This is a genomic window from Klebsiella sp. 141203 (assembly GCF_032601985.1).
Classification (GTDB): Bacteria; Pseudomonadota; Gammaproteobacteria; order Enterobacterales; family Enterobacteriaceae; genus Klebsiella; species Klebsiella aerogenes.
The window spans coordinates 866,551-890,544 of the sequence record NZ_JAQIRL010000001.1; the positions used below are offsets into that span (position 1 = coordinate 866,551).

The window sequence follows — 23,994 nt, forward strand, 5'->3', positions numbered from 1 at the left end:
CCGGGATCAGGACTGCAGCGTCGCAAGGCGTGCGGCAAAGCCAACAAAGACCAGGCCGATCAGGCTGTTGCCCAATTTCGCCAGTTTCTTTTTGGTTTTCACATAGCGCGTAACAAACGAGCCAGACAGGATAAGGAAGCTCATGTAGACAAAGCTAATGATCTCCAGCGTCAGCGCCAGGATAAAGAACGCGACGCCCGGCGATGTCGCATTAACGTCAATGAACTGGACGAAAAAAGAGACATAGAAAAGGATCGCTTTCGGGTTGGTCAGGCTCAGGGTTAACGAGCGTTTGAGGATCGCGCTCCCCGGCTCAGCATCGGCGGCATCATGCCCCTCGCGCTGTTTAAATACCGAGTAGAGCATTTTAGCGCCCAGCCAAAGCAGATAAATCGCGCCAAGATAGCGCACAATATTAAACAGCACCGGCGTCGTTTTGATAAGCGTCGCAACGCCAGCAAATGCCAGGAACATCAGAACCGCGTCGCCGATAAACACGCCGGCGGCGGCAAGGTATCCTTTCTTAACGCCGTGCGCGATACCGGTTTTCAGTACAAAAAAGGTATTGGGACCAGGTACGAGAATGATAAAAATAGCCCCGACCAGGTAGGTCAGATAATTCAAAACACCAAACTCAGCGAACACGCTGCACTCCTTCGCTTTCAACAAAAAGTATGATCCGGCTCACGTTAACGCAACTGCGGTCATTTTGAAAGCGTGGAGCGCAACTGTGGTACTAATATACCGAAGTTTCGCCAAGCGGGCGGGTTTTGAACCGGCGATGCACCCACAGGTACTGCTCCGGCGCACGCAGAATTTCGCGTTCAATGACCTTGTTGATATAGCTGGCGGCAATCTGTTTATCTTCGCCGGGATAATCATTCATAACTTCACTGATATGCAGGCTGTAGCCTTTACGATCCAGCTTGCGCACCATACTGATACTCAGCATTTTCGAACCGGAGAGGCGCGACAACACCCAAGTACCATTAGTCGTCGCCGCCTGTGGTACCGAGAAGAACGGCGCAAAAACGCTGCCCTTCGGGCCGTAATCCTGATCCGGCGCAAACCACACCGCCTCACCGGATTTCAACGCATGTACCAGCCCGGAGAGATTACGACGGTCGATCATCGCTTTATTCGAGCGCAGACGAGCGCGAGTCTGCACCCACTCCATAAGCGGGCTATTGTGCGGGCGATACGTCGCCATCATCGGACGACACAAGCCCATTGCGCGGCCACCCAGCTCCAGTGACATAAAGTGAATGCCAACAACCATCACGCCTTTATCGGCGCTAAGCGCAGCGTTCAGATTAGCGATGCCTTCGACGTCAAACCATTTTTTAACGCGTTCATCGCTCCAGAACCACGCCATACCCGTTTCGATAAGCCCCATGCCGAGGGACATAAAGTTCTCTTCCAGCAGCTTTTCGCGGGCAGCGCTGGACATTTCCGGGAAGCATAGCTCAATGTTACGCCGGGCGATGTGTTCCCGACGTTTCAGAAAGCGACGCGATAGCCGCCCTGCGCTGGTGCCGAGCGTATGTAACACGGGATAAGGGAGTTGGACGATTAACCAAAGAATGGCCAGGCCAAACCAGGTCACCCAATAACGGGGAAGCAATAGATGTTTTTTAAAGGCGCAAGACATGGTTTTTCCTGTAAACATTAAAATATAGGGTAACGCTTAAGGAAAAAACGAGTCCCTTCATCCGTCATTAGGCGATACAGCAAGTCAGACAATAGTAATCCTGGTAAATTCACGGCAGCAAGAAAAAATTACACTTAACGCTAAAATACATAATAGATTCACAGATGTTACAAATTGTAAAGCAGAATTGAGGTCCGTTCATTCATATTCACACTGATAATCATTTTCGCGCTAATGATTTTTTCTGATATAGGAATGGACTTAAACTGCCATCTGGCGATTTTACAAGCGTGGATTCACGCAGGCCGCTACTGACGCTGCCTCCCAGCGCATCAAGCCCCGAACAGTAACGACCAAAAAACATACATACCTCAAATGCGTTCAATATAAACAATCACTGTAGATAATAATATTCACATACCGCGCTGGCCGATTAAAATGTTAGTAATTAATAAATATAAATAAGAACAGGATTATTTATGCTTACTGATAAATACTGACAAAAGTATAGCTTTGCAGCTAGTAGTCACGTTCGCAGGAATATCGACCTCATCCCCTCTTGATTACTCTTCGATGCACTCCAGGCAATAATGCGGCATTGCCGATGCCATCTCACAAAATTGAGACTGACAAAACATTATCGCGGATTTGGGCATTGTCCAGTCCGCGCTCACCGTCTCCTGAAAGGTGATGTAAAAGCCATCACTCCTCACCGCAACTAGATATGAATCAAACTGTGAAGTGATTCATCATGTGATTACCAGAATGAAAGCGACTATGTGAGCTAAAATGAATTGTTTACGGAGCGTGGATGAAGCCTCAGATATGCGTCGCTTCACTCGCGCCGCGTCCGGGAGGCGTTTGAGCGCACTTTCGGATGCCACAGGATTAACGGCAACAGCGGATTGCATGGACGGAGAAAAAAATGCGTATTGCCTTAAAGTCGGCTTTAATGCTGATCACGCGCGTCATTAATGCCATCAACCCGAGGCTGGATCTGCATTTACAGCGCACGGCGCTGATAAGCTACAAATTATCACTGGCGTTGGATCTTCCAGCTCCCCAGCAAAAAACCGTCTTTCTGGCCGCGCTGCTGCATGATATCGGCGTACTTGGCGATAAGCGGCGCATTGACTCACTGAATGCGATAGATAATCTTTATGACCCACACCAAATCCGCGGCGTACAGATGCTTGCCGGCCTGGATACTTTTACTCTTATTAGCCCCATTATTGGCGATCACCACTTTAGCCCTACTCGCAAAGGTAATCTGGAGCAGCATATCGTCTATTTTGCGGACTGCTTTGAACGGCTCCTTCCTACGCAAGGCGTCGTTGCCCCGGACCAACAAAAAGCGCTCATCGCCCGCTTTGTCGATGACTATCGCGATATCGATCCGCCACTGTGCGATACCCTGTGTGAACTGGCGCAACACCCTACCTTCTGGCGCCATATGCAAGCAGAACATATTCAGCGGCTGCTGGAAATTGTGGGACCGATTAATGACGTATTTATTGACATCGATGGTCTGAAAGATATTTGTTTGCTGATCGCGAAAATTGTCGATACTTACAGTAGTTTCACCGCCAGCCACAGCATTATGGTTGGCGAAATTTCTTATGCCCTCGCCGTCTATATGAATTTACCGCCGCTGGTATGCCGCAAAATTGAAATTGCCGGCTATTTGCATGATATCGGCAAAATATATATTCCACTGGCGATCCTCGAAAAACAGGCTGAACTTAGCGATGACGAAGCGCTATTGATCCGCGAACATAGCTATATGACCGGTGAAATATTACGAGATTTCACCGATCTGGCGGAAATCATCGATTGGGCCGCTAATCACCATGAAAAACTCGATGGCAGCGGCTATCCACTTCATTTAAATCATCGTTATTTACACCTTCCAGACAGAATTATCGCCGTTGCGGATATCTTTACCGCGCTTGTTGAGGATCGCCCTTATCGGCTCGGAATGCCGTATCAAGAGGCGTTACATCTTATCGAAGCTGATGTTATAAATGGCGCTCTGGATAACGATGTGTATCTTGTTTTGCGCCAGCATGCCCAGGCGCTACATCACCTCGTCACCCGCATACCGCGCCTTTGAATCTTCTGATTGGCGGCGTGGTTCTATAATAAAAATACGAATCGCTCATTCATCTGCCTGCAAGGAAATACTCGGTGAGAATCGCCACCATGACTAACTGGGCCTACGGGATCACCGTAGGGCTGACCATTGCATCCGGTATTGCGATGCTAATGGCTTCCGGCGCCGATCGCGCTGAACGCCAGGCAGTACAACAACGGGATACGTTCGTTCGTCTTGCCGATGAGATAGAAAGCGACGCGTGGGAGCTTTCAGACCTCGCGCGACTGTACGTCATCGAAAAACAACCAGAGACGCTGCAACAGTATCGTCAGCAGATCCAAACTCTCAAATCAATTGAAAATCGGTTGCTTAAACTAAAAGACATTGGCGCCAGCCAGCAGGAGCTGGCGCTGTTGCGCGACGGTCTGCGTATTGCCGATGAATTACAAGATGAACAGCAGACCGCCATCGATCGCGTCGCTCGCGGCGAAGAGAAAGAGGCGATTTTGCAGGTTTACGGTAAGCCTTATGAGCAGGAGTTGGAGCGTGTGCAAACGCAAATCGATCATTTCCGCCTGCTGCTGGAAGGCCGAACGAACAACGCCATGCAGCAGGCGACTGAAAAATCGCGCCTCTGGCGGACGCTTTCGGAAGCGATGGTTGGCCTGACCGCCTTGATGTTTTTATTTGTTCTCGGCTTTATTCTCAAACGCCGGGTGCTCACCCCTGTGGTACGACTCAGCGATGTGGTACAACGTCTGGCATCGCAGGATTATGCCGTCGAACCACCGCACTTCAAACAGATCGATGAAATTGGCGATATGGCGCAGGCGATCCGCATCTTTCGCGAAAATGGCCTTGCCCGCCAGCGCCTTGAACAACAACGCGATGCCGACTGGGCCGTTCGTGAACTGCTGGCGCGCATGACTCAACGCTTGCAGGGATGTGAGTCATTTGAGGATGTGGTGAAGGTCGCTGAACTTTTCGCCCCCAATATCGCGCCTGACGTTCCTGGCCGGCTGTATATTCTGGATACCGATCCCTGGCAGATGCGCTGCGTCGCGCAGTGGCTTTCGCCACCTGACGAGGAGGCCGTGTTTTATCCCGATAACTGCTGGGCAGTACGCCGAGGCCTCAGCCATCCGCCGGTTAACGGCGAACCGGACATCGCCTGCTATCATCTGCCGCAAGAATGCAACGAGCAATCATTATGCGTTCCACTGATCGCGCAGGGTGAAGCCATTGGCCTGCTCTCTTTCCGTAATGTCACCAGTGAGACAGCCCCTTCCCGCGCCTATCTTGAACTCATGGCGGAAGCGCTGGGTCTGGCGTTGTCCAATCAGCGTCTGCGCAACGCTCTGCTGGAAAAAGCGTTGTTTGATTCTCTGACCGGGTTGCGAAACCGCCATCATCTTGAGGAAGCGCTGCATACGCAGATGAATCTCGCGGTACGCAACAACAGCCCGCTGAGCTGCCTGATGATTGATATCGATCACTTTAAGGCGGTTAACGATAATTACGGCCATGAGGCGGGCGATCTGGTGATTAAAAACGTCGCGGCGATCATCCAGCGCGCGGTTCGCGATATTGGCATGGCATTCCGCTATGGCGGCGAAGAGTTTTTGGTGCTGCTTTCCGGCAGCGATGAGGCCAGAGCGGAAACCTGCGCGACTGAAATCTACAACAACGTGAGAAATATGACCTTACGCTGCGGGCTGACGGATATAGGCCAGGTGAATGTCTCTATTGGTATCGCCAGCTATCCGCAACACGCACAAAGCGACAGCCTGCTACGTGCCGCAGATGCCGCGTTGTATCGGGCGAAAGAGCTGGGACGCTCGCGAATTATCCGCTTTGATATGCTGAAATCGGCATAACATGTCACCCCAAACGGGAGTGTATCGGCTCCCGCTTGGCGCATTACACCGATTTGTCCACCCGGGTATCATTTCCCGACGTCAGGATGCGCACCTTATCTCCCTTATTGAAGATAAGCCGACCGTCGTAACCCTGTAGCACCTGTATCACCTGACCGCTACTGGTTTTGATTAACAGTTCGACCTGCTGAGCGCCCTGCTGCCGATCCTGGTGATAGCGAGAGGCGCCAGCACCGGCCAGAGCGCCTGCGGCGGTCATCGCCGTCTGCCCTTTGCCGTTGCCGAACTGATGGCCGACCACGCCGCCCAGCGTTCCTGCCGCCAGCGTGCGAAGCGGCTGGCGCTGATGCGGAGTGCTAATAATATGGCTTTCCTGTACGACGCCATAATCAACCAACGTTTTAGTCCCGGCGACGCCAGCCTGGCTAAACAACGCGGCCATTCCCAGCGCAATAAAGAGAAACTTCTTCATGATGACACCCTTGTCTTTTCATTGCGGAAAGTCAACTATCAATGCTCCGCCGGGCTGCGGAGCATTAGGACATCGCTTAGTTGAGTGCCTGCTGCAGATCTTTTTTTACCTGCTCGCGCTGTTCAGCCGTCAGCACCTGATTAATGCCGAAGTAATATTTCACGCGGTAATAACGCGTCTGCTGATCCAATTGCGCAAAAGCGGCTAGCTGCTGTTTTACTTTCGCATCGTCCCATTTACCGGATTGGATCACATCAACCAGCGCACCATCCTGGTAACCACCAATTTTGATTTTTTTGAGGTTTGTTTCGAGCTCCTGACGCAGGGCCTGAATTTTGCTGACCTGATCGTTGCTCAGCTTGAGATGTTGCACCACCGGGTCCTGGGATAACGGCGGTACTTCGGTTTTCGTCGCGGCCTGAGCGGCAATGGAAAGACCCGCGGTCATCAACACGGCGGCCAGGGTGTTACGCAAGAAAGTATTCACGATAAATTGTCCTTAATACGCTTTATAAAGAGTGCGGATTATTACCTCCGGAATATGATCCATCTGTAACTAAGCGTTAAATTTAAATCTGGACAAATTTACAATAGATTTTATTTAATAGATAAAATAGCGGAGATGTCAGCAGCGGATCTTTTTTTAACTACACTTATTGTTATATTGGTTGAATATTCTCATCGATTCATCAGGAACGCCTTATGCCACCACGTAGCGCCAGCGATCTCTACGCCGAAATGAAAAATATGTCAGTAGAAGAGCGTATTCGCTTTTTCTCGCTTTCGCTTGCGGAAATGCATCGTGAGCTGCAAGAGAGTATCAGCGAGATTGAGTCGATGCAGCGAGCGCTGGCAGAAAGCGAGGAGAACCATCGACAGCTGGTTGAGACCGCACAAGATGCGGTGATTACCATCAATCATGCGGGCGTAGTGATTAACTGGAACCAGGCCGCGGAAAGAATGTTCGGCTGGTCCGCTGGGGAAGCTATCGGCAACAACCTGGGCGAGATGATCGTGCCGGAAGAGTTTCGCGAGCAGCACGCACGTGGTTTAATGCGCTTTCAGGCGGCTCAGCCGTCGAATATCCTTAATCGCACCATCGAAATTACCGCCCTGCATCGCACTAAAGGCAAGTTCCCTATCGAACTGTCAATCTGGCCGCATCAACAATCAGGCAAGCAGATTTTCTCCGCGTTTATTCGCGATATCACCGACCGCAAACAGCGGGAGCAGGTGGTCTGGCTGCACGCCAACTTCGACGCGCTGACCGGATTGCCAAACCGCAGGCTGTTGGTTAATCGCCTGGAGCTGGCGATTACTCAGGCTATCGCCAATGAGACAGAGGTGGCGCTGCTCTTTATCGATCTCGACCGCTTTAAGCCGGTGAATGATGTTTACGGCCACGCCGTGGGTGACGAACTGCTGCGGCTGGTAGCATTCCGTCTGCAAAGCGTTTTACGAGAAGGTGATACGGTAGCCCGCCTCGGCGGCGACGAGTTTATCGCCCTGCTCCCCGGATTAAAGGTAAACGATCCGCTCCCCCGACAAACGGCGGAAAAAATCAGCAATGCGCTGACTCAGTCATTTTTGATCCACGAGCATGTTATTACGATTTCCGGCAGCATCGGCATTGCGCTTTTCCCTCACGATGCCGCGGATGCCGATACATTGCTGAACAGTGCGGATAAAGCGATGTACAGTAGTAAGAAGGGGACGCCGCGAAAGAGGTAAAGAAGGTATTCAGCCGTTCAGCGTCGAAATACTGGCCCTGAAAACGCAGCGGGTTGCTGATACGTTCGGCGTAGCCCCCCCTTTTTCTCCCCATACGCCCGTCTTCTCAGACCACACTATCTCGCCCTGCAATGACGTCAGGCGGACCGGCGCATGCTGCCGGCTGCCGGAATCAAAAAAATGCCTGTGCCGCCGGCTGGAATCCTTTTTCCCGGCATTATACCATTTGCTCAAAGGGCTTTCGCATTGCAAAACCCACACAGTAGCGAGGATTTTTATCATTTAAAGAAATATTTCTTACTCTCGTTTGCAACGTCATTTCGCCCCTTTTTTTGCCTCATTGTAATCACCAAGGTCAAAATAAGCGCTGAATATATTTGCGGTAATCCAGTTAGCAACTTGCCATTCTGGTTTTGGTTCAGGCAAAATATTCCAGGCTTTTTCATATTGCTCTTAAGCCTGAGCATATTTTTTGTCATTACGCAACGCATTTCCTTTTTCAACAAAGGAGTTAACTTCGGATTCAATTCTTGGATTTTCGAGTTCTTTCATAGTGCAATACTCCTTTACTGGAAATACTGAGATTTTTCTTCTGGGCCAATAAAATCTCCAGAATGTTTATATCTGTCAGGAAGCAAGACTCCCTAAATCCTATGATTCCATTTCTTACTTTTTAATACTTGGCATTATAGATGTGCAATCCATTTTATTATTGAACCCTGCATGATAATTAACCATACAGGGTATTAAAGAAGTACATCCTTAAATTAAGAGTATCATTACAATCCCGTAGATAACTTCATTCCTTTATTGGCTGTTAAATTCATTATACTTCCAAAAAAATCTGAAAAGGTTTTATTTATAAGATAAAGATGATTTAAATCATCATCATCACTAATATCATAGCTTTGTTTATTATCCTCAGCATGTAGGCAAGTCCGGTCCCAGTAATAAACTCCGGCCAAATTATTTTTAGTTATCAGGACATAGCCATTGTCACTTGGATCCATGCCAATTATTAGTGCACCATCAATAAACGATATTTCATCTAGTAACTCTTCATTAATTTCAACTATATCAAAATTACTATTACTAGTCTTATAACCAAGAAGCACATCGAATGAAATAAAATCATTATCAACTTTGTCGAATGGTAGATCGCAATAGTCAGGTGCCACGATTCTATATCCATTGTATTTTTTTAAAAAATCTTTGTAATCATCAGGAAAAGCAACAGAGAAATGTCCCTCCAGATAACTAATATCTTGTTTATCAATACTTAATCCAGTCAAAATAGGCATTCTATAACTCCTGATATTATTGACAGTTGCTTTTTATTTTAGATACACCGCCTCTATGGGTGAACCGGCGATGAATATTTTTGGGCACTTCCTGCATTGTGATGCCATTTTGATGATGATGCCACGTATTAAGATCATAATTCGCCTGGCCTTTTGGCGCTAATGCATCTGCTTTACCAAAATCTCCTCCAGGTGACTTACTATGATCTCCCCTTAAGTCTGGAACATTAACACTCTGCCTTTCATATGGTGTAAAATCTGGAAACCCTTCTGGATAGCGAACAACATTGCCAGCACTATCTTGGTATACCCAAACTTTGCTTTCAACTTCTTGCCAAACCGTTCCCCCTTTATTAAGCCACTTGCTTATATCAGGTGAGTTTAACGGTTTTCCAGTCAGCCCCCACGGATCCACCCATCCCAGCGGGTTCGGCGCATACTGATAAACATTCAGCCCACCGGCTAATCCAATCGGATCAGACGAACAATCCTATCCCCTGGGCCAATCGTACCGTCAACCCGCACCAATCTAAGCTCTAAGATAGAGTTCCCAAAGCGCAGCGTTGCTATAAAGGCCGGGAAGAGTTAATTTATTACCCGGCTTTGCTTTGTTATTTACATGGATTCCAAAATGAAAAATCCCCTATATATATTTCATTCAATTTCAAGTCGGACGGAATGTTATCTATACTGTCAGCTATCTCATCAAATGGTGAGGGTAATATAAATTGAATGCCAAAATCCTCGTCTATAATAATGGAACCATTAAATATTCTTTGCCGATAAGTGAGTTTTTTTATCTCACCAAATTCTTGACCGGCATATAATAAGTTTTTGTATAACCCTTTGTAATTTTGATTGCATCCAATAGAAAATATATTTCCATCAGGTTCGGTTGATATAGTTAAAGTATCATCCAATACATAGGCAAATCTCTTACTCGCATCAGGTAGAAGATACTCTTTGTACTCAACACAATGGTCAGCATACATTTCAGCAAGATAGACAGATATATTTGTATTTAACAGCACATCGCCTAACGAATGAAATGATTTTATTTCTGCAGAAAAATCAAACATTTTACATCCCACCATTTACTAATACACCGTCGACATAAACAGGAGAGTCCTTTATTAGATCATAATTTTCAAAACCACCATGACCTATACGTCCATATACGATATCCTCACCTTCACTATTAGTCCTATAAACCTTCCAGTAATCATTTCCATGAATATTTTGTTGTTTTGCGTTACCACCAGGATGATAATCTAATTTATATGTTGTACCAGATTTTGTCGTTTTCACATATTGTATATGTTGAATAGCCTCAGGCCTACCAGCTTGTGGATAGATCTTCGTCCAACCTTTAGATGTTAAAAGGGAGTCTATTTCAGCCGGAGTTTTACCTGTTAATTTATTTACCCACCTTTGGGTTATATTGTCCTTTTCCGCGAAGCCACATTTTAGTCCCAGCGGATCGATCCAGCTTAATGGGTTCGGCGCATACTGATAAACATTCAGCCCGCCGGCTAATCCAATCGGATCCTGACTAATAAATCCCGCAATTTCAGGATCATAGTAACGATGTCGATTATAGTGCAGCCCCGTTTCAGCGTCAAAATACTGTCCCTGGAAACGCAGCGGGTTGCTGATACGATCGGCGTAGACCTCCCCTTTCTCTCCCCATACGCCCGTCTTCTCTGACCACACTATCTCGCCCTGTAATGACGTCAGGCGGACCGGCGCGCCGTTCGGGTCACAATGATAGTGCCAGCTCTCCTTCCTGCCCGCTTCCTGCGTCAGCAGCGCCAGCGGCTGAAAACTTCCCGGATAGTACACGTACTCGCGCATACTGCCGAACAGCGCGGCCTGCGCTTTCTGCCGCTGCAGCCGGCTGCCGGTATCAAAAATGCTCTGTGCCGCCAGCGGTTCGCGGGTGATAGTGACCGTTTCCCCCGCCAGCGCGTCGCCCTGCCAGTAGAACCAGCGCGTCTCTTCCGCCGTCTGCTTGAACACCCGGCGCCCCAGCCCGTCATAGCCGTAACGCACCAGCCGCTCGCCCTTGCGCACCGCCACCAGTTGGCGGTTATCGTCCCAGCTGAAATCCTCTTTCTCGCCGTTATGCCGGACATCGCGCCGCTGTCGCAGCTCGCCCGCGCGATCGAATACATAACGCACCCCGCGCTGCTGCCCCTCGCGGAACCAGCCTCCGGCGCTCTCATTCACCGCCCGGGTCTGCGTCTGCAGGTGGCTGCCCGCCGCATCCTGCACAAACTGCCGCAGCGTACCGTCCGGCGCGGTATGGGCCGTCAAGCGCCCCACCGGATCGTAAGCGTAACGATCGCTGCCCCACAGGCTGTCATCGCGCCGGGTCAGGTTACCCAGCCTATCCCAGCTGAAGCCGCTAGCGAACAGCGGTAAATCATTCTGCAACACCTGCTGCGACGTCAGCTGGCCGAGCCGGTCGTAGGTGAAATGACGCGTCACCTCCGCCGACAGCTGCTCGCTGACCCGCCGCCCGGCCTCATCGTAACCCAGCACGATCGGCGCATCGTCATTCAGCTGGATCTGGCTCAGCCGGTCATACTCATCCATGGCGTAACGCACCTGATGACCGCTGTCGCTGCGTCGTGAGACCAGCAGGCCGCGCTCGTTATAGCCGTAATGCAGCTGAAAACCGTCCTGCTCCTCCAGCAGCACCCGCCCGGCGTCATCATAGCGCCACGCCAGCCGCCGCCACGGATTCTCACACAGCACCATCCGCCCGCAGGGATCGTAATGATACTTCGCCTGCAGGGTATTGCCGCTGCGCCGCTCGCTTAGCCGCCCGCCGCGGTCGTAACCGTAGCGCACCAGCCGCCCCAGCGGATCCTCACGGCTGATCAGCCGGTTGCCTTTATCCCAGCCATAACGGGTTACCTGTCCCCAGTAATCGGTCTCCGCGGCGATGCGCCCCAGCGCGTCGCGGTCCAGCTGCCAGCGCTGACCGTTCTGGTTGATCACCGCCAGCAGGCGATCTTCCAGGTCGTACTGATAGCCAAGCGTCGCGCCATCCGGCGTCTCGCAGGCGGCCAGCATTCCTGTGCGGTTATAACGAAAACGGGTTATCTGGCCGGCTTCATCGGTGAAGTGAAGCGGTGAATCTTCCCGGTCGTAAGCGACGCGAATTTCGCCACCCTGCGGATTGACCATCGCCACCAGCCGATCCTTGCTGTCCCAGTGGAAACGGCTACTGCCGCCGCTGGCGTCAATACGCTCCTGCAGGGTGCCGCGCGCGGAATGCCGCAGTTGAGTGGTTCCCGCGCCGGCCTGGCTCAGCGCCTGCAAAAAACCAAACCGATCATAGCGATAGCGACTCTGCCCGGAACCCGGCACGTCCGCCGCGCTCAGCTGCCCGTACTCATCATACTGATAGCGCGAGGTGACGCCGGTAGGGTCCGTTCCCGCCAGCAGGTTGCCGCGTTCGTCATAGTCCGAACGCCAGCAGGCGCCTTTCTCATCAATCAGCGCCAGCACATCGCCGTCTTCATTGTAGGCCGCCTGAATCTGGCTACCGTCCGGCAGATGTTCGGCGATCATTCGCCCCTGTTCATCATACTCCCAACGACGCGTGCTGCCGTCCGGCTCAATGAGTTCGACGGTGCGGCCAAAATCATCGTAGTGGAAGACGGTATTGCCGCCGGTCGGATCGATCTCCGAAACCGGCAGGCCGTTATCATCAAAGCTGACAGACGTTACATGGCCGTTGGAATCGGTGATTTCCACTTCGTTGAGCAAGTCGTGCCAGGCGAAATGGTAATCCCATACGCCGCCGTCGCCCCAGGCGTGAACCACCCGCCACTCGTCATTGAACTGGTAGTGGAAGCCCTGGCCGTTACGGTCGACATGGCTGGTCATATGGCGCTGTTGATAGTAGAAGCGCCGCGGATGCGAAAGCGCATCGATCTCCGCGCTCAATTGATTATCGCTATCGTATTCATAGCGGGTCAGCGGCGTGATCTCGTCATCCAGCGCGTTGCGCAGGCGTAGCGCCCGCAGGCGGCCATCCTGCCAGGTGACGAGAATCTCCCTGCCACTCATGCCGCGCGTGCTGAACTCGCGAATACGCTCAAGCTCGCGCCCCTGCCAGTCGAACTGCCAGCCGTTACCGTTACGGTCCGCCAGCCGGTAAATCGCCAGCGGCCCGCGTTTACCGCGAAACTGCAGCCGCGCGCTCCCTTCCTGCTCAACATGCCAGAAGCATTCGCCATTGCGGGTTTCCCGCCACAGGCGGCTGCCGTCCGGCAGGCCGACAATACCCTGCTCGCGGCCGTCGGACTGCGGCAGCGCCGCAAACAGCGTCATCCCTTCCGGCTGAGTCAGCACCGCGACGCCTTCATCGGCCAGTATTTCAAGGCGGGTGTCCGCCGGGGTTGACCAGCCGTAACCGCACAGCCCTTCTTCATCGAGATCCGCCGACGAGTAGCTTCGCGTCCACGCCAGCGGCAGGCGGCCGGGTAACAGAAAATCCTCATGTTCCAGGCTCACGCTACCGTCGCGGATATCAACCGGTTCGGCGCGTAGCACCCGGCATTTCAGGACGCCGGGATCCATGTTGCGAAACAGCTTCTGGCGCAGCTTTTTAAACCGCCGCATAAACAGCCGCCACTGCGGCGTTTTTTTAACTTTCTTCAACCCCTTGCCCAACCCGCTTAACCCGGCGCGCATCAGCAGCGCCATCAGGTTGATTGTTGGCGGCCCGCCAACAATCACATTGTTGGGAATCGCGAGGTTAAACGTCAGCGGCAGCGTCAGCGAGAGCGGCTTTGGTTTACTCAGCCGCTTCAGGCGGAACGGCGGCACCATTCCGAGGATGTTACAGCTCAGTACCGGCATGCCGATGCGGGAAAACGGCTCGCCGTCGACGGCGACGGTTTTACTGCCCATAAACAGCTCGTCTTCCATCTGCGGGCCGCCAGGCGCGCGCAGCGGCGGCACCCACACCCCGCCGACCGGGATATGTACCGCAATACCGCCGGTCCCCGCGCTGGCGCGTTTGATGCTGTTGACGTGCACGGTAGTCCCCAGCAGCGGCAGATAATCAAACACGTCGAAAACGATGCCAATATGCGGCGTCGGCAGCGGCCAGGGATAAGTATGGATATCCAGGCCAAGCTGCGGGTCGAAGTGAGCGCCGGAATGCATCAGACGCGCCTCAGAACATGGCGCGCAGCAACGCGCGCAGGAAGGTACGCACTTCGGTGGCGAAACCGCCGTCCGAGAAGCTTAAAAACAGAATTGCCAGCAGCGTCACGGCAACAATAATAATAATCCGGGTCTTCATAGCGGGTTGCTCCCTGCAGTTTCAGTGGATGATGCATCGGTATTTCCCCAAGCTGGCAGGCTTTGCCATTCACCCGGCGGGGCATCAAAGGGGTGGGCGATCTCCGGCAGGCCGTTCCAGTGCGGATGCAGCGTCTCCCGCGCCAGGCGGATCACGCGGCGAAAGCTGTCATCGCCGCCGCGGATCAGTTTTTCCCGCGCTTCGCGGATCAGCGCGAACGCGGCTTCCAGCTGTAGCTGTAACTGCCGGTCCACGCGTTTTACCTGTTCGACGACGGGTTCCCGCGGCAAGCGGTCTTCCGCCTGCTGGATTAAGCGCTGTTTTTCGCTTTGCCAGCGTGTCGCGCAGGCCTCAAGCGCCTCGGTCCGTCGTTTATCATGGATGCGCAGCAGATCCTGGAATGCCAGCGGCAGCGTGGTCTGGGCGCGCTCTTGCCGTGGGATCGGCTCCGCCGCCTGGATAGCGTGGGCATACTCCTCCATCGCTTTTGCCCGGTGTCCCGCGAGGTTGAGACAAAAACCGGACATCCGCCAGCCTTCTACGGCAAATACCGGGTGTGGAATGGTTTGCGCTTCGCCCGCCGCCCGGCGATAGCCTTTCGCCGCCTGGAGATACTCTTTGCGCGCGAACCAGGCGCCGGCCTCGCCAAAAGTGCTTTGGGTACGCAGTTGTCCTTTAAGCGCCGGGTCGGCAATTTCGCCGCTGATGTTTTGCGCCTGGCGGTAGTGATCGACGGCCCGTTGATGATCGTTACCTTTCAGCCAACCGCCGGCGATCAGGTTATGCATCATCGCCTGCTGCTCGGCCCAACCGCAGCGCTGGGCGACGCCGAGCGCCATACCGCCGCGCGCGGCCACCTGCGCGGCGCTGCCTTTTTCCAGCAGCAGCATGGCGTCAGCCAGATAGCGGCGAAACAGCAGGCGATCGGGATTCGGATCGCTCTGTCCGCGCGCGGTTTGATGCATCACTTTCATACTGTCGACATCATCGGTCAGCAGCCGTACCCTGCGCGGATGCGCCTCATACAACGGCTGCCAGATCGGTTGCTCAAGGGTGTCGATAAGTAACAGTCTGGCGTTGCACGCCTCCTGCGCCAGCCAGCCGTTCAACCAGCGGTTCAACGCCTTTTCATCGCTGACGGCGGAGGGTTTCAGCACCAACACCAGATAACGTAAATCGTCATGAAATGTCGTCGCAAAATCCTGCAGCAACTGCCGCAACTGCGCCGGACTATAGGTCGGAAGAAAGCGTTCGGCATCCCATATGTCGGCATCCGGCGTCGCTTCGTAGTGTTCCACAAACTCGCGCCCGAGCGCGTCGCTGTAGCCATAGCCGGTCTCAAACGGCGTGGTTAACCCCAGCAGCAGATCCGGCAGCGAGCGGCCTTCAGGATGCTGCTGCAGCGCGATAAAACCATCAAGCAGCGACTCGCCGCCGGCAGGCGTCCGCCAGATAAATAAGCGGATCTGCTCCGCCTGCTCGCTGGCGTCCAGCCAGCTAAGCTCAAGCTCGCTCATTACTTTTTCGGTCGGATTCTTCGCCGCGTTCATTCCCTTTCCCTGTCAGGCATTGAGCTCAATCTTTTTACCATTCACCATCACGCCAGCGGCGTTAATGGTGATCGTCGACCCGCCAGCGGTAATCTCCACGCTGCCGTTACTTATCAGAATGCCGCTTTCGCCCACGTTGATATGTACGGTATCGGTAGCGCTGTCGGTTACGCTCCCTTGCGTAAAGCGGGTATCACCGCCGGTGATGCTCAGGGTACGCCCGGCGCCGATCGTCACCTCTTGCTTACTGGTGATGGTCTGCGTTTGCTTACCGGTCACGGAAATATCGTGATTGCCGGTCACTCCCAGCGTCTGATTGCCGGTGACCTGCACGTTACGATTTTGCTGGACGCTGACGCTTTCGTTACCCTGTACCTGACGGGTGCGATCCTGAACTACCGTCAGTGACTGCTTGCCTTCGACGGTCGCGGTATGGTCGCTTTTCACCGTGGTGGTATGGTTGCCGCTGATGGTTTCATCGCGGTTCTGCTCAACGCTTAGGGTCTCATTCCCCTTCACGCTTTCGGTACGGTTCTGCTCAACGGTGGTGGTTTCATTACCATTGATGGTTTTGCTGCGATCTTTGCCGACGGTAACGCTTTCATTGCCATCCACCGTGCGGGTGCGGTTCTGTTTGATATGGCTGGTTTCGTCTTTGCCGACGGTTTTGGTGCGGTTATTGCCGACATCATGGGTCTCGTCGTTTTCGACTTCAGTATCCATGTTGCGCTCAGCGTGCAGCCAGAGCTGCTCTTCGCCGGGTTTATCTTCAAAACGCAGGGCGTTGGCGTTGTCCGGCGAACCATCCTTTGAGCGGCTCATAAAGCCCATCTGCGTGGCTGCCGCCGGTAGCGCCCACGGCGGCATACTGGCTTCGTTATAGACGCGGCCAATGACAATCGGCCGGTCCGGCTCGCCGTTAATAAAGTCCACCACCACTTCATCACCGACGCGTGGGATCTGCACCCCGCCGTAACCCTGGCCGGCCCAGGCGCTGGAAACGCGCACCCAACAGGAGCTATTTTCATCGCCCTGGCTTTCGCGGTCCCAGTGGAATTTCACCTTAATCCGGCCATATTTATCGGTCCAGATCGATTCTCCTTTCGGCCCTACCACGCGGGCGGTTTGCGGCCCGTAGGTGCGCGGCCAGTCGGTCCTTGACGCGGGGACAAATGGCGTCGCGGCGGGAATAACGGTGAATGCGATGCGGTGCTGCGCGGTATTTCCGCCGCCGGAGGCATACTGATTCTCTTCAAAATCATAGCGGGCGCCCACCACCAGCCATTTAGCGTTATCAGCCATGTTAGGCGCATGCGTCAGGGTAAACGTGTGTCCCGGGACGATACCGGTCGCGGTGGCGATACCCTGAGTTTGCTGCTGTTCGGCCTGCCAGGACTGCTGACGAATACGGGCGTAGGCTTCGCCGTCGCCGTGCTCCATAAAGCGCCCCGGCCAGTCGTAAACGTCGATTTTGCCCGGTGTCGGCGAGACCGGATTCTGCAGCGTTTGCAGCATCCAGGCGTGGGGCTTGCGAAAATCATAGTCATCGGTGCTGTAAAGCCCCGGCGTGACGACGTGGCTCGCCATCAGCTGGCTGATGCCCTCTTCGCCGACCGCGCCGCCGCCCGGCTGCGCATGCCAGGGAATAGTTTCATAACCGGGGAAGGATTCAGCCTGCTGATAGTCATCCATCAGCACCAGGGTATGGCCGTCTTTATCGTGGCGGAACAGATAGCTAATACCTTCCAGCTCCAGCAAACGGCTGATGAAATGGAAGCTGCTTTCCGCGTACTGTACACAATAATCCCACTGCCGGTAGCTACGCGTAAGTTTGTCCTCAAACTTAACGTTATGCTCGCTAAACAGTTTGGCCACGATATCCGGCACCCGCTGCTGCTGGAAAATACGGAAGTTGCGGTCGCGCATCATCGGCCAGAAATCGGGTTCCAGCGTGGTCTGATAGACGGCGTAGCGCGTCTCGCCAAGATCTTCGGCGCGCACGGTTACGGCGGTGATTTTGCCGGAAAGATAACGCTCCTGTCCCCATTGGCCGGGAACCGCCACCGTCATGTTTTTGCCGAGCATGGCCTGACGGTCGATAGCAAAATCCTGGCTGAGTAAATCGACCTGAAAGTGGAAAGGTTCGGACAGTTTCTCCTGCCCGCTGAATTTCCAGAATAATAACGAGGAGCTGTCGACAGATGACAGGATCGATATCCGATTAACCATATGGATTCCTTTATGGTGCAGGCAGCCGCGGGGCTAATTCCTTAAGATTGATAAATTATCCTGAATATTTATCAGAAGTCATCTCTCTGCCCGAGATTTCACCCAGGAATACTCTTAATTATTCAACTCTGTGCTTTTGTTCATCTTTATACCGTCATTATTAGTAGTGGAGCTTTCTTAACAGGCATTAATTACTGGTTTGACTTATTAGAAACGGTAATGAGGTAAGTCTGAAAATAGTCTCCTGGCGCGAAGAAATATGTTTAAACCGGCCAGGACGCTTTAAAATAACCGCGGCTGCGAACTGCCATCACAGCCATTTGCTCACCGGCCTGCTCTTGCATACGGTCGGCCGGTGAGCAATCCCTGCGCGTTAATCGCGCAGACATCCCCTGCCTCGTTAATATCAGATCCTTTACCTCAGTCATATTCAGATTGTTTTTACATAAAATCGTCACGCTATTTTCGCCAGCTAAACGGCGCAGTCGCTAATATTAGCGATGAGGTAATCTATTGTTTATCAATCGGCTTCAGGCATAACCCCCCGCCTGCCGGGCGCTGGCGCAGGTTTTGATAAGGTACGACCCTCTTGATCTCTGCCATCGATCTACAATACTGTATATACATACAGTAAAGATAATCGGTGATCATCATGCAGTTTTTCACACTAACCGAGCTACGCCAGATCGTGGCATTACCTCTGTTCAGCGACCTTGTTCCCTGCGGTTTTCCTAGCCCCGCGCAGGATTATGTTGAACGGCGTATCGACCTGAATGAACTGCTGATTCAGCATCCAGGCGCCACCTACTTTGTGAAATCAAGCGGTGACTCAATGATTGGCGCTGGCATTGGCGATGGTGATTTACTGGTGGTGGATAGCTCCCGCAAGGCCGTCCATGGCAGCATCGTTATTGCCGCGGTGGATGGGGAATTCACGGTTAAGCGCCTCCAGTTACATCCTGTTGTCATGCTCAAACCTGATAATCCCGCCTACCAGCCGATTATGCCAGGCAGTGAAGAGTGTCTGGAAATTTTTGGCGTGGTGACCTACATCGTGAAATCGGCGGGCTGATCGTGTTTGCCCTGTGTGATGTGAACTCGTTCTATGCTTCTTGTGAAACCGTCTTTCGCCCGGACTTACGCGGCCGCCCGGTGGTTGTTTTGTCCAATAATGACGGGTGTGTGATTTCACGTTCTGCGGAAGCCAAACCGTTTGTGAAAATGGGTGAACCGTACTTTAAACAAAAAGATATCTTCAGGCATTATGGCGTGGTTTGCTTCAGTAGTAACTATGAACTCTACGCCGATATGTCCAACCGGGTAATGACGACGCTTGAAGAGATGTCGCCTCGCTGTGAAAAATACTCCATTGATGAAGTTTTTTGCGATCTTACCGGCGTGCGTAACTGCCGCGTTCTTACCGAGTTTGGACATGAGCTCAGAGCCACGGTGCGGCAACGCACGCACCTGACGGTGGGCGTCGGAATAGCCCAGACAAAAACGCTGGCTAAACTGGCGAATCATGCGGCAAAACGCTGGCAACAGCAGACAGGAGGCGTGGTTGACCTGTCGAATGCGGAGCGGCAAAGAAAATTGATGGCGGCGCTACCGGTGGAAGAGGTTTGGGGGGTGGGTCGACGCATCGCGAAGAGGCTTGAAACGATGGGGATCCGGACGGTATTGCAGCTGGCTGACACGGATATCCGATTCATCAGAAAACACTTTAATGTCGTACTGGAAAGAACCGTCCGTGAATTACGCGGCGAGCCCTGCCTCGAGCTGGAAGAGTTTGTCCCGGTAAAGCAAGAGATTATCTGTTCCCGTTCGTTCGGCCATCGCATCACCGAGTACGAGGAAATGCGCCAGGCCATCTGTAGTTACGCCTCCCGGGCTGCAGAGAAACTTCGTCAGGAACATCAATACTGCCGGTTTATCTCCGTCTTTGTAAAAACGTCGCCCTTCGCGCCTGACGAACGGTATTACGCCAATAATGCCTCGGTGGCCCTGCTTACCCCAACGCAGGACAGCAGGGATATTATCGCCGCCGCGACGCGTTGTCTGGATGCCATCTGGCAAAGTGGCTGCCGGTTCCAGAAAGCCGGGGTGATGCTGGGCGATTTTTATAGCCAGGGCGTCGCGCAACTTAATCTGTTTGACGAAAATGCGCCGCGAAAAAATAGCCAAAAACTGATGGAGGTGCTGGACCGCCTGAATGCTGAGGACGGACGTGGAACGCTTTACTTCGCCGGCCAGGGTATCCAGCAACCGTGGCAGATGAAGCGGGAAATGCTCTCCCCGCGATACACTACCCGATATAGCGATCTGCCCACGGTTAAATGATTCCCCGACAGGCCAAACCTTAAATAAAATCAGGTTTGGCCATCATGGCGTCCGTCAGGTTATTTATTGAATATAAAATTGCGCAGCGCGTTTCTCACTTGTCCTTCCGCGGTTGCAGAACAAGTTGATGATGGCTGGCCTCAATGACGCGCGCGCGGTCCGGGTCAAGATCCTCACGGGCAAGCACCAGCTTCCAGTCGTTTTTCGTCAGATCCGGCGCCCGGAACAGCGCCACCACGGCAACATACTGCGCCTGTTCATCCAGCGGCATGGTGAGACTCATCTCCGTTCCCGGTTTGAGCACCAGGCTGCGGCTGGCCAGTTGGTCGTCTTTTAATATCTCCTCCCCCTCCGCCGCCAGCTGCTGGTAAACCGTCTTATCGAAAGTCTTGCGATCTTTCAGCACATAGACCCGTACCATCACCGGCTGGGAGGCGCTGTTATCCTCGCGGTTATCGGTGTTTAACGCATTGCGCGCGCTAAAATCCAAACGCAGCGTTTTCACCTGGCGATAAAATACTGACTTTACGGCGGACGAAGCGCCGTCGCTGATTTTCTGTGTTAGCCCGCAACCCGCCAGCATGAACGGCAGAAGAATCAGTGCGGATAGTTTAAGCGAAGTGATATGCAACACGTTGGTTTCCTTGTGATAATGGTGCAAGCGGCATGCCGCGGTAGCCGCCCAGTTCCGTGGTAAACGTGGCCGGTAAATCCGGCGGAACCGCGTCCCCCTCCATGCCCAGAACGCCGGTGATGCCGAGCATAAACGGCGTTTCGCCAAGTACCGGCGCGGGTAACAGCGGCGTGGGAAGCGTTAAGGTGATTTTGGCCTTATAGCGCCAGCCGAGATAAACCCGCAGCAGAACCAAAAAGTCCGCATAGATTTGCCCTTCCGGCATCCAGCCTGCGGCCTCGGCGATATCATCGGTATACAGCGCGATCAGCAACTGGCTGGCAATCTCGGTCGTTTCATCGCCCAGCACCGTGTAGCCATCAAGCAGGAAATCGTTATCGCCGTAAAAACCCAGCGGCTGCGCCGGGTACACCGTCCGTGGGCAGTGCGGCGACGCTTCCGCCCGCGTATGGGGCGCCAACAAGCGTACCAGCGCCTGAATTCCCTCTTCGGTACGCGCGGGCAGGCGCATCACGCTGAGTAATGCCAGAAAGCGAGATACCGGCGCGGCAATATGCTGAGCGGTGCCGGGAATGCCCAGCCCGATCAGCCCCAGCAGGCTCTGCGAAGTACGGTCGCAACCGCCGTCTTCAAAGGTTGCCGGATACGAGTATTTGCGCCAGATGCGATAAAACTGGCTCAGAATGCGGTGGTTAAAAATATCGAGAAATGCTTCCTGCGCCTCATGCCCTTCTCTTTGCTGCGCAATATCATCCAGCCAGGCGGTAGGCAACGGCGAATCAACACCGTATAGCCCCATAAAGGTGGTGCGCAGCGTCGGCGGCGCGTCGGGATGCGCCTCATCATACTCCACCGCTTTGAGCTCGCTGACCGGAAAACCCATCCCCGGATGCGGGCGAAAGCGTACCGGATCATCCGCCGGGTTCAGCGTGCTGCCTAATGCCGGCGCGCCAGGTCGCGATTTTTCCAGTAGCTGGCAGAAGCGGTAAAAGTTGATGCGCTGAATATCCCGCTCAAGCCGCGGGCTCAGCCGGGAATGCGGCGTTTGTGGTTCTCCTGCCATTCGAGACGCTCTCCGGTAGGTTGCAGTATCAGAATCAAACGATTAAACAGATGGATGTCGGTATACAGGGCAAAGAAGCGGTTGAGCATCTCGCCAAACAGGCAGATGTCGCCGTGCCCGGCGAAGCCGTTACCGTCGAGCGTCACTTCTATCTGCACGCCGCGTAGAAAATGCCCCTCGGCAAAACGCTCCACCTCACAGTGGCTCACGTCGACGATCGCCTGCAGGCGACGGCGGTTCATTTCGTTGTCCGTCCAGTCATACAACGCCAGCGCGCCGCGCAACACTTCGGCGTTATCCATCATCCACAGGAAGCTGCTGCCGAGATGGCTCAGCACCCGCCAGTGAAAACGATCCCGATCCGGTGGATAACACGGCAACGTCGGCGCGCTGAGATTGCGCACCTGGAGGCGCGACGTCGTGGATTTGACCACCGTGTCCAGCAGCGTGCTTTGCAGCGCCCGCCGCGGCAACTGGCCGTTGGTGCCGATCAGGCTCAATGACAGGGTTTCATTCTGCGGCACGCGATGCTGGTCAAACGCCTCGCCGCCCAGCGTCAGCCAGGTATCATGCAGCCCGGACGGACCACGTTTAACGCGCGTGTGGTAATAATATTCCGGCGCATCATGGCGCAACATGCCGCCTTTGTGGCGAAAACTGGTAAACGGCACATACACTTGGGTGCCGGAAAGACGTGAAGAGGTGACGGACTCCACCGAATAGATTTCGGTGTGTCCATCCTGGACGCGCATGGGGCGCAGCAGATACTCACTTTGTAGTGAATCCAGATGCAGCGGGTCCGACTCCAGCGGGAACAGGTTAATAACCGGGCTGCAGTGTAAACGCAGATGTTTCTCTGACAACGCATACTCCTGCGGCCACGGTTGATCCAGCACGACCTCGATCTCAAACCATCCCGGCGCATCAGGAAACGTCATATTCTCCAGCCCGCACAGCGCGACCGACATAAACTTTTCACGAAAGCTGAAATACTCCAGCAGCAACTGGTAGCCGCTGAACCCGCCGCTTTGGGGTAGCAGCGCATCATCATGGCCAAAACCGCAAACGGCAAAATGGGCCGCCAGCGGCCTGCTATCGGCCTCCCCCGCCAGACGTATGCCGATGCGCGCCACATTCAGGGTCAGCGCTTCATGTAGCGCGCAGGCCAATGGCGCGTCGGCATTCAGATACAACGGAATACGGCTCAGGTCGAGCGCCCGCCAGTCCACCAGCGCGCTACAGTCAAAACGCAGACAAATCGCCTGGCGGCCATCTGCCAGCGTCCTGATACTGGCGCGGGAGAGCGCGAGCGGCTGTAAGGTTAGCGGCTGGGTCGTGGTGTAACGGCAGCGGGTGCCCGTCTCGCCGATGGGCCGGGAGATCACTTCCGTTCCCTTCTTCAGCCGCTGCGGCTCTTTCATCTCCCGCCAGTCGACGCTGAATTCCACCATAGCCAGCGACGGAATAGTACGGAGATAATGCGGCCAAATCATACTCACCAGCCCGCCGGTCAGCTCCGGCAGGTCGTCGTCGAGCTTTTCGCGCAGCCGCCCCATCAGGAAAGCAAAACCTTCGAACAGGCGCTCAACATAGGGATCGCGGGCGCCGGCTTTATCGAGGTTTAACGCCGCGGCGCGATCGGGATGGGCGCGGGCAAACTCCTCGCCAGCTTCGCGCAGGTAGCGCATTTCAGCGTCAAAATAACGCAGAGTTAAATCGTCCATG

Annotated in this window: 19 protein-coding genes and 2 pseudogenes; 5 read left to right on the forward strand and 16 right to left on the reverse strand. The window is 53.7% G+C overall.

Annotated features, from left to right (window positions below):
- Nucleotides 1–6 precede the first annotated feature (6 nt).
- Both leuE and lpxP read right to left on the reverse strand, forming a co-directional pair.
- Nucleotides 7–645, reverse strand: coding sequence for a leucine efflux protein LeuE (leuE, locus tag PGR29_RS04260; protein ID WP_087859315.1), 639 nt, complete (start codon nucleotides 643–645; stop codon nucleotides 7–9).
- A gap of 91 nt (nucleotides 646–736) precedes the next feature.
- Entirely contained in the window at nucleotides 737–1,651 is a 915-nt protein-coding gene (lpxP, locus tag PGR29_RS04265; RefSeq protein ID WP_087859314.1) for a kdo(2)-lipid IV(A) palmitoleoyltransferase, read from the reverse strand.
- Nucleotides 1,652–2,576: 925 nt separating this feature from the next.
- Between lpxP and PGR29_RS04270 the strand changes: the two genes are divergently transcribed.
- Entirely contained in the window at nucleotides 2,577–3,764 is a 1,188-nt protein-coding gene (locus PGR29_RS04270) for an HD-GYP domain-containing protein (RefSeq protein WP_087859313.1), read from the forward strand.
- Nucleotides 3,765–3,838: 74 nt separating this feature from the next.
- Nucleotides 3,839–5,623 carry a diguanylate cyclase gene (locus tag PGR29_RS04275; RefSeq protein WP_113373625.1) on the forward strand — a complete coding sequence of 595 codons (1,785 nt, stop codon included), beginning with the start codon at nucleotides 3,839–3,841 and terminating at the stop codon, nucleotides 5,621–5,623.
- A 43-nt stretch (nucleotides 5,624–5,666) separates the two neighbouring features.
- Here PGR29_RS04275 and PGR29_RS04280 read toward each other — a convergent pair whose 3' ends face one another.
- A complete protein-coding gene (locus PGR29_RS04280; RefSeq protein ID WP_015705797.1) occupies nucleotides 5,667–6,095 on the reverse strand; it encodes a glycine zipper 2TM domain-containing protein in 429 nt (142 codons plus the stop codon).
- Nucleotides 6,096–6,171: 76 nt separating this feature from the next.
- Nucleotides 6,172–6,582, reverse strand: a complete 411-nt coding sequence (locus tag PGR29_RS04285; RefSeq protein WP_213794997.1) for a Spy/CpxP family protein refolding chaperone — start codon at nucleotides 6,580–6,582, stop codon at nucleotides 6,172–6,174.
- Between the two features lie 215 nt (nucleotides 6,583–6,797).
- Here PGR29_RS04285 and PGR29_RS04290 point away from each other — a divergent pair, with 215 nt between their 5' ends.
- On the forward strand, nucleotides 6,798–7,826 hold the full coding sequence (locus PGR29_RS04290; protein WP_213794996.1) for a diguanylate cyclase domain-containing protein: 1,029 nt from the start codon (nucleotides 6,798–6,800) through the stop codon (nucleotides 7,824–7,826).
- 16 nt (nucleotides 7,827–7,842) lie between these two features.
- Here the strand turns inward: PGR29_RS04290 and PGR29_RS24900 are convergent.
- From PGR29_RS24900 to PGR29_RS04330, 9 genes and pseudogenes are all read right to left on the reverse strand, one after another.
- Nucleotides 7,843–7,979 (reverse strand): annotated as a pseudogene (locus tag PGR29_RS24900) (sugar-binding protein); the annotation flags it as partial.
- A 626-nt stretch (nucleotides 7,980–8,605) separates the two neighbouring features.
- Nucleotides 8,606–9,127, reverse strand: a complete 522-nt coding sequence (locus tag PGR29_RS04295) for an SMI1/KNR4 family protein (RefSeq protein WP_316424104.1) — start codon at nucleotides 9,125–9,127, stop codon at nucleotides 8,606–8,608.
- 16 nt (nucleotides 9,128–9,143) lie between these two features.
- Nucleotides 9,144–9,542 carry an HNH endonuclease gene (locus PGR29_RS04300; RefSeq protein ID WP_072048046.1) on the reverse strand — a complete coding sequence of 133 codons (399 nt, stop codon included), beginning with the start codon at nucleotides 9,540–9,542 and terminating at the stop codon, nucleotides 9,144–9,146.
- Nucleotides 9,528–9,611, reverse strand: a pseudogene (locus PGR29_RS04305) (RHS repeat-associated core domain-containing protein); the annotation flags it as partial. The pseudogene PGR29_RS04305 and the gene PGR29_RS04300, both read right to left, overlap by 15 nt.
- A 127-nt stretch (nucleotides 9,612–9,738) precedes the next feature.
- The gene (locus PGR29_RS04310; RefSeq protein WP_047045164.1) at nucleotides 9,739–10,206 is read right to left on the reverse strand and encodes a hypothetical protein; all 468 of its coding nucleotides are present in this window, start codon (nucleotides 10,204–10,206) and stop codon (nucleotides 9,739–9,741) included.
- 1 nt (nucleotide 10,207) lies between these two features.
- Entirely contained in the window at nucleotides 10,208–14,314 is a 4,107-nt protein-coding gene (locus PGR29_RS04315) for an RHS repeat-associated core domain-containing protein (RefSeq protein WP_316424105.1), read from the reverse strand.
- 10 nt (nucleotides 14,315–14,324) lie between these two features.
- Nucleotides 14,325–14,453, reverse strand: a complete 129-nt coding sequence (locus PGR29_RS04320; protein ID WP_080961905.1) for a hypothetical protein — start codon at nucleotides 14,451–14,453, stop codon at nucleotides 14,325–14,327.
- The gene (locus PGR29_RS04325) at nucleotides 14,450–16,003 is read right to left on the reverse strand and encodes a hypothetical protein (protein WP_316424106.1); all 1,554 of its coding nucleotides are present in this window, start codon (nucleotides 16,001–16,003) and stop codon (nucleotides 14,450–14,452) included. Before PGR29_RS04325 ends, PGR29_RS04320 begins: the two co-directional genes overlap by 4 nt.
- Before the next feature lie 12 nt (nucleotides 16,004–16,015).
- A complete protein-coding gene (locus PGR29_RS04330) occupies nucleotides 16,016–18,232 on the reverse strand; it encodes a type VI secretion system Vgr family protein (RefSeq protein ID WP_045389741.1) in 2,217 nt (738 codons plus the stop codon).
- A 652-nt stretch (nucleotides 18,233–18,884) separates the two neighbouring features.
- Between PGR29_RS04330 and PGR29_RS04335 the strand changes: the two genes are divergently transcribed.
- Both PGR29_RS04335 and PGR29_RS04340 read left to right on the forward strand, forming a co-directional pair.
- The gene (locus PGR29_RS04335) at nucleotides 18,885–19,304 is read left to right on the forward strand and encodes a translesion error-prone DNA polymerase V autoproteolytic subunit (protein WP_015705808.1); all 420 of its coding nucleotides are present in this window, start codon (nucleotides 18,885–18,887) and stop codon (nucleotides 19,302–19,304) included.
- Nucleotides 19,305–19,306: 2 nt separating this feature from the next.
- Nucleotides 19,307–20,572 (forward strand): Y-family DNA polymerase, encoded by a 1,266-nt coding sequence (locus PGR29_RS04340; RefSeq protein ID WP_316424338.1) that lies wholly within the window; start codon nucleotides 19,307–19,309, stop codon nucleotides 20,570–20,572.
- A 94-nt stretch (nucleotides 20,573–20,666) separates the two neighbouring features.
- On the opposite strand, the gene tssJ is transcribed toward PGR29_RS04340, so the two are convergent.
- The 3 genes from tssJ to tssF are packed head-to-tail and all read right to left on the reverse strand — an operon-like array spanning nucleotide 20,667 to nucleotide 23,993.
- Nucleotides 20,667–21,206, reverse strand: coding sequence for a type VI secretion system lipoprotein TssJ (gene tssJ / locus PGR29_RS04345; RefSeq protein WP_045413530.1), 540 nt, complete (start codon nucleotides 21,204–21,206; stop codon nucleotides 20,667–20,669).
- Nucleotides 21,184–22,269, reverse strand: a complete 1,086-nt coding sequence (gene tssG, locus PGR29_RS04350) for a type VI secretion system baseplate subunit TssG (RefSeq protein ID WP_316424107.1) — start codon at nucleotides 22,267–22,269, stop codon at nucleotides 21,184–21,186. The genes tssJ and tssG overlap by 23 nt, the downstream gene beginning before the upstream one ends.
- Nucleotides 22,233–23,993, reverse strand: coding sequence for a type VI secretion system baseplate subunit TssF (gene tssF, locus PGR29_RS04355; RefSeq protein WP_316424108.1), 1,761 nt, complete (start codon nucleotides 23,991–23,993; stop codon nucleotides 22,233–22,235). The genes tssG and tssF overlap by 37 nt, the downstream gene beginning before the upstream one ends.
- Nucleotide 23,994 lies beyond the last annotated feature (1 nt).

Bases quoted from the DNA above. Each gene is read 5' to 3' on its own strand.
- lpxP (WP_087859314.1), bottom strand. From the start codon at position 1,651: ATGTCTTGCGCCTTTAAAAAACATCTATTGCTTCCCCGTTATTGGGTG.
- PGR29_RS04270 (WP_087859313.1), top strand. From the start codon at position 2,577: ATGCGTATTGCCTTAAAGTCGGCTTTAATGCTGATCACGCGCGTCATT.
- PGR29_RS04280 (WP_015705797.1), bottom strand. From the start codon at position 6,095: ATGAAGAAGTTTCTCTTTATTGCGCTGGGAATGGCCGCGTTGTTTAGC.
- PGR29_RS04290 (WP_213794996.1), top strand. From the start codon at position 6,798: ATGCCACCACGTAGCGCCAGCGATCTCTACGCCGAAATGAAAAATATG.
- PGR29_RS04295 (WP_316424104.1), bottom strand. From the start codon at position 9,127: ATGCCTATTTTGACTGGATTAAGTATTGATAAACAAGATATTAGTTAT.
- PGR29_RS04310 (WP_047045164.1), bottom strand. From the start codon at position 10,206: ATGTTTGATTTTTCTGCAGAAATAAAATCATTTCATTCGTTAGGCGAT.
- PGR29_RS04315 (WP_316424105.1), bottom strand. From the start codon at position 14,314: ATGCATTCCGGCGCTCACTTCGACCCGCAGCTTGGCCTGGATATCCAT.
- PGR29_RS04320 (WP_080961905.1), bottom strand. From the start codon at position 14,453: ATGAAGACCCGGATTATTATTATTGTTGCCGTGACGCTGCTGGCAATT.
- PGR29_RS04325 (WP_316424106.1), bottom strand. From the start codon at position 16,003: ATGAACGCGGCGAAGAATCCGACCGAAAAAGTAATGAGCGAGCTTGAG.
- PGR29_RS04330 (WP_045389741.1), bottom strand. From the start codon at position 18,232: ATGGTTAATCGGATATCGATCCTGTCATCTGTCGACAGCTCCTCGTTA.
- PGR29_RS04335 (WP_015705808.1), top strand. From the start codon at position 18,885: ATGCAGTTTTTCACACTAACCGAGCTACGCCAGATCGTGGCATTACCT.
- tssG (WP_316424107.1), bottom strand. From the start codon at position 22,269: ATGGCAGGAGAACCACAAACGCCGCATTCCCGGCTGAGCCCGCGGCTT.
- tssF (WP_316424108.1), bottom strand. From the start codon at position 23,993: ATGGACGATTTAACTCTGCGTTATTTTGACGCTGAAATGCGCTACCTG.